General features: G+C 74.4%; 2 protein-coding genes. Both read right to left on the bottom strand.

The window, feature by feature from the left end:
- Window positions 1-4,654: beta-ketoacyl synthase N-terminal-like domain-containing protein (locus ACLVWQ_RS39160; RefSeq protein ID WP_414114095.1), on the bottom strand; the 4,654-nt coding region annotated here is incomplete at its 3' end.
- Between the two features lie 102 nt (window positions 4,655-4,756).
- A partial coding sequence (locus ACLVWQ_RS39155; protein WP_414114094.1) for a beta-ketoacyl reductase occupies window positions 4,757-5,612 on the bottom strand: 856 nt, incomplete at its 5' end.

Here is a 5,612-nt window from a genome sequence, read left to right as displayed (position 1 = left end):
CCTCAACGAACGACCACCCCACCGGAACCCCCACCACCACCCGCTCATCCACCACGACGAACGAGCCGAACCAGCCGGGCGCCAGTCCCATCACCCGGTCTCCGACCGCCACACCGGTCACGGCGGAGCCGACCTCGGTCACCACACCCGCGCCCTCACTGCCGAGTACGGCGAGTTCGGGGTCGGGATACATGCCGAGCGAGATCAGCACGTCGCGGAAGTTGAGTCCGGCCGCCCGGACCTCGACCCGTACCTCCCGCTCGCCCAGCGGCCGGGTCGCCGCGTCCGTGGGGACCGGGGTCAGACCGTCGAGCCCGGCCGCCGGAGTGGTCCGCAGGTGCCAGGAGCCGTCGGGGAGGGCGGGCACGGCCGGGACCGCGGACAGCTGCGGGACGGTCGTCTCTCCACGGCGCAGGGCCAGTTGGGGCTCCTCGGTGCGCAGCGCGGCGGGCAGGGCAGCGAGTGAGGCCGGGTCGTCGTCGAGGTCGACGAGGACGAATCGGCCGGGGTGTTCGGACTGTGCGGACCGCACCAGGCCCCACACGGGCGCGGCGGCCAGGTCCGGTACGCCCTCGCCCGCTCCGGCGGCGACGGCTCCCCGGGTGACCACCACCAGCCTGGCCCCGGCCGCGGCGAACGTCTCGTCCGCCAGCCAGGACTGTACGAGTGCCAGCGCGCGGCCGGCGGCGGACGTGGCCTCCTCGCCGATGTCCCCGCCGGTCCTGGGCGAGATCTCCGCCAGCACGTGCGTCGGCAGCGGGCAGCGGCCTGCGGCTGCCTCACCGGCGAGGGCGGTCAGGTCCTCGTGGCGTGCCGCGAGCCGGTCGAGGCCGAGGCCGTCCCCGCCGGAGACACCGGGAACGCCGGGAACACCGAGAACGGCGAGGACCGGGGCCACGGCGACGGAGTCCGGGGCGATGGCGGCCGCGGGTACGGGCGTCCAGTCGACGCGGTGCAGACTGCCGCCGCCACTCCCGGCGACGGTGCCGAGCCCGGCCTCCCCCAGGGGCCGGGTCACCAGTGTCCCGGCCGACGCCACCGGGCGGCCGGTGTCGTCCGCCACGGTCACCGACATGCCGCCCCCTGCGACCGGTGCGAGCCGCACCCGCAGGGTCGAGGCCCCGGTGGCGTACAGGGACACACCGGTCCACAGGAACGGCAGCCGTACGGCGGTGACATCGTCCGCGCAGGCCGCCCAGGCGTGCAGGGCGGCGTCCAGCAGCGCCGGGTGCAGGCCGAAGCCGTCACCGGACCGGCGGGCCTCGTCCGGCAGGGCGACCTCGGCGTAGATCTCCTCGCCCCTGCGCCAGACCGCTTCGAGCCCGCGGAAGGCGGGGCCGTAGGCCAGCCCGGCGTCGGCGAGCCGCTCGTACAGGCCGCTCGTGTCCACCGTGCGGGCGCCGTCGGCCGGGGGCCAGGTGCCGAGTCCGGCCGGCTCACCCCGATCGTCGTGATCGCCGGTGACACCGGTGGCGCTGAGGGTGCCGCGGGCATGCCGGGTCCAGATGCCGTCTGTGGCGCAGGCGTACACGCTGACGGCGCGGTGTCCGTCGTCCTCCGGCCCGTGGACGGTCACCTGGACGCGCAACGGCCCACCGCCGGCGGGGAGCACCATCGGGGTTTCGAGGCTGAGTTCCTCGATCCGGTCGCAGCCGACGGTGTCGCCCGCGCGCAGCACGGTCTCGACGAGTGCGGTGCCGGGGACGATCACCTGGCCCCGCACGGCGTGGTCGGCGAGCCAGGGGTGTGTGCCCGTGGACCAGCGGCCGGTGAGCAGATACCCGTCGGAGTCGGGCAGCGGGACCGCGGCGTCGAGCAGCGGGTGTCCGACGCTCTCCATGCCGGTGGCCGCGGCGTCGGCGGCGCTCACGCCCGAGTCGAGCCAGTGGTGGCGGCGTTGGAAGGCGTACGTGGGCAGCTCGACCGGGTGTGCGCCGGCCGTGTCGAGCGCGCGGGACCAGGTCACGGGGGCTCCGGCGACGTACGCCTCGGCGAGCGAACCGAGCAGGCGCGGCTCACCGCCGTCGTCCCGGCGCAGCGTCCCGACGACCGACACGTCGCTCTCGTGGTCCTCGGCGGTCCGCTCGACACCGGGTATGAGCACCGGATGCGGGCTGACCTCGACGAACTGCCGGAATCCCGCGTCGAGCAGGGCACGCACCGCTTCCTCGAAGCGGACCTGGGAGCGGAGGTTTCGGTACCAGTAGCTCCCGTCCAGTGTCGTCGTGTCGATGGCCTCGGCCGCCACGGTGGAGAAGAACGGCACCTCGGACGGGCGCGGGGACACCCCGGACACCGCCTTCTCCACGTCGGCGCGGATCTCCTCCACGTGCGCGGAGTGGGAGGCGTAGTCGACGGGGATACGGCGGGCCCGTACGCCTTCGGCCTCGTAGGCCGCGAGCAGTTCATCGAGCGCGGCGGCGTCACCGGAGACCACGAGGGTCGAGGGCCCGTTGACCGCCGCGACGGACAGGGCTCCGTGGTACGCGTCGACCGTCCGGCGTACGTCGTCGGCCGGTGCCGCGACGGAGACCATGCCGCCGCGTCCCGAGAGCGCCACCAGGGTGCGGCTGCGCAGGGCCACGATCCGCGCGCCGTCCTCCAGCGACAGGGCACCCGCGACCACGGCGGCGGCGATCTCACCCTGAGAGTGCCCGACCACCGCGGCCGGCCGCACCCCGTACGACTCCCACACCGCCGCCAGCGACACCATCACCGCCCACAGCACCGGCTGGACCACATCCACCCGGTCCAGCCCGGGTGCCCCTTCCCCGCCTCGCACCACATCCGTCAACGACCAGTCCACGAACGGCTCCAGGGCCGTGCCGCAGGCCGTGAACTTCTCCGCGAACACGGGTGAGGAGTCAAGGAGCTCCACCGCCATCCCCGCCCACTGCGACCCCTGTCCCGGGAACACGAAGACGGGTCCCGGGCCGCCCAGGTCCCTGCCGGTGACGACGTCCGCCGGTCCTTCGCCGGTCGCGTACCGCGTCAACCGCTCCACGGCGCGGGCCCGGTCGGGCGCGAGGAGTACCGCGCGGTGGTCGAACGCGGTGCGGGTGGTGGCCAGGGCGAGGCCGATGTCGGCGGCCGTGTGGTCGGGGTGCCGTTCGGTGTGGGCGGCGAGGCGGGCGGCCTGGTCGCGCAGGGCGGCTACGGACTTGGCCGACAAGGCCCAGGGGACCAGCGGGAACGCGCGCACCGCGGCCGGCTCGCGCTCCGGCGCGCCGCCGGGGACGGGAGCTTCCTCGACCGCTGCTTCCTCGACAGGGGCTTCCTCGACCACGATGTGGGCGTTGGTGCCGCTGATCCCGAACGACGACACCCCGGCGCGGCGCGGCTGCTCGCCGCGCGGCCAGGGGACGGGGCGGGTGAGGAGGCGTACGGTGCCGGAGGACCAGTCGACGTGCGACGACGGCTCCTCGGCGTGGAGCGTGCGCGGCAGTTCTTCGTTGCGCAGCGCCAGAACGGTCTTGATGACGCCCGCGACACCCGCCGCGGCCTGGGTGTGGCCGATGTTCGACTTCACCGAGCCCAGCCACAGCGGCCGCTCCGCCGCGCGTTCCCGCCCGTACGTCGCCAGCAGTGCCTGGGCCTCGATCGGGTCGCCGAGCTTCGTCCCCGTGCCGTGCGCCTCCACCACGTCGACGTCCGCGGTGGTCAGGCCCGCGTCCGCCAGCGCCGCGCGGATGACCCGTTGCTGTGCCGGACCGTTCGGGGCGGAGAGGCCGCTGCTGGCTCCGTCCTGGTTGACGGCGGTGCCGCGGATGACGGCGAGGACGCGGTGTCCGTTGCGGCGGGCGTCCGAGAGCCGTTCGAGGCAGAGCATGCCGGCGCCCTCCGCCGGGCCGAAGCCGTCGGCGGCGTCGGAGAAGGGCTTGCACCGGCCGTCGCGTGCCAGGCCGCGCTGCCGGCTGAAGCCGATGAAGGTGCCGGGGGTGGGCATGGTGGTGACGCCGCCGGTCAGAGCGAGGTCGCACTCGCCCTGGCGGAGCGAGCGGGTGGCGAGGTGGAGGGCCACGAGGGAGGAGGAGCAGGCGGTGTCGACCGTGACGGCGGGGCCCTGCAGGCCGAGCGTGTAGGCGATGCGTCCGGACACCACGCTGGTGGTGGTGCCGGTCATCAGGTGTCCCTCGACACCGCCGGCGTCGTGCAGGCGCGGCCCGTAGTCGGACGCGACCGCTCCGACGAACACACCCGCGTCGCGTCCCTTCAGCGACGCCGGGTCGATGCCGGCCCGCTCGACCGCCTCCCAGGACGCCTCCAGGAGCAGGCGCTGCTGGGGGTCCATGGCCTGTGCCTCGCGCGGGGAGATACCGAAGAACTCGGCGTCGAAGTGGCCGACGTCCGCCAGGAAGCCGCCTTCGCGGACGTACGTACGGCCGGATTCGTCCGGGTCGGGGTCGTAGACGGCCTCGGTGTCCCAGCCCCGGTCGTCGGGGAAGGGGGTGATGGCGTCGACGCCGTCCCGGACGAGGTGCCACAGGTCCTCGGGGGTGCTGACGCCGCCGGGGTAGCGGCAGGCCATGCCCACGACGGCGATCGGTTCGTGGGCCGCGGCCTCCAGTTCCCGCAGCCGCCCCCGGGTCTGGTGCAGGTCGGCGGTCACCCGGCGGAGATAGCCGAGGAGCTTGCTTTCTTCCGATTCCGACATCAGTGCCTCACAGGATCGAGCTGCGGTGTCAGGGGGTCACGTGGCGCGCGGCGCCTGGAGCGGGCAGGCCGCGGGAGCGGGCGGGGCGGGTGCCCGTCCTGGTCAGAGCGAGCCGAATTCCCGGTCGATGAAGCTGAACAGTTCGTCGGCCGCCGCCGATTCGAGCTGGTCGGCCACACCGTCCTGGCCGGCCGCCGCGCCGGGCACCGGGGAGGCGGTGCCGTCGGGTCGGCGGGGGTCGGCGTCCCGGGCGGCGTTCTCGTCGTCCGCCGTCCGCGGCGACAGTTCCCTGCCGAGGTGTTCGGCGAGGCGGGTGGCGTCGGGGTAGTCGAAGATGAGGGTCGCGGGCAGGCTCAGTCCTGTCGTCGTCCTGAGCCGGTTGCGCAGTTCGACCGCGGTCAGCGAGTCGAACCCGATGTCCAGGAAGCCCTGCTCGGCGGGGACGGCGGTGGCCGCCGCGTGTCCCAGCACGGTCGCGGCGTGCTCCCGCACGGTGCGCAGCAGCACCTGGTGGCGCTCGGTGTCGCCGAGCCCTTCGAGTCGTCGCGCCAGCGGGGTCACGTCCGGCTGCTGCCCGTTTTCCTGCTGCCCGTTCTCGGCGACGGCGAGGGCGGTGGCGGGCGTGCGGTGGCGGGCCGGTTCCGGATGCCGGACCAGACCGCTGAGCATGGGCTGTACGGGGCTGCCCTCGTCGCTCGCGGTCAGGGCGCGCGGGTCCAGCCGCGCGGCGAGCAGCAGGCTCTCCGCGGAGTCCGCGGCCGCGTCGAACAGCCGCAGCCCCTCTTCGTTCGACAGGGGGAGGACGCCCATGCGGTTCATGCGGGCGAGGTCGGTGTCGTCGAGTTGTCCGGTCATGCCACTGCGCTCGGCCCACAACCCCCACGCCACGGAGACACCCGGCAGACCACGCCCCCGCCGATACGCAGCCAACCCGTCCAAGAACGTGTTCCCCGCCGCA

The sequence above is a fragment of the Streptomyces sp. CWNU-52B genome (genome assembly GCF_047444975.1).
Lineage (GTDB): Bacteria > Actinomycetota > Actinomycetes > Streptomycetales > Streptomycetaceae > Streptomyces.
Note: the sequence above shows the minus strand (reverse complement) of the source record. Positions and strands in the feature narration are given on the sequence as shown.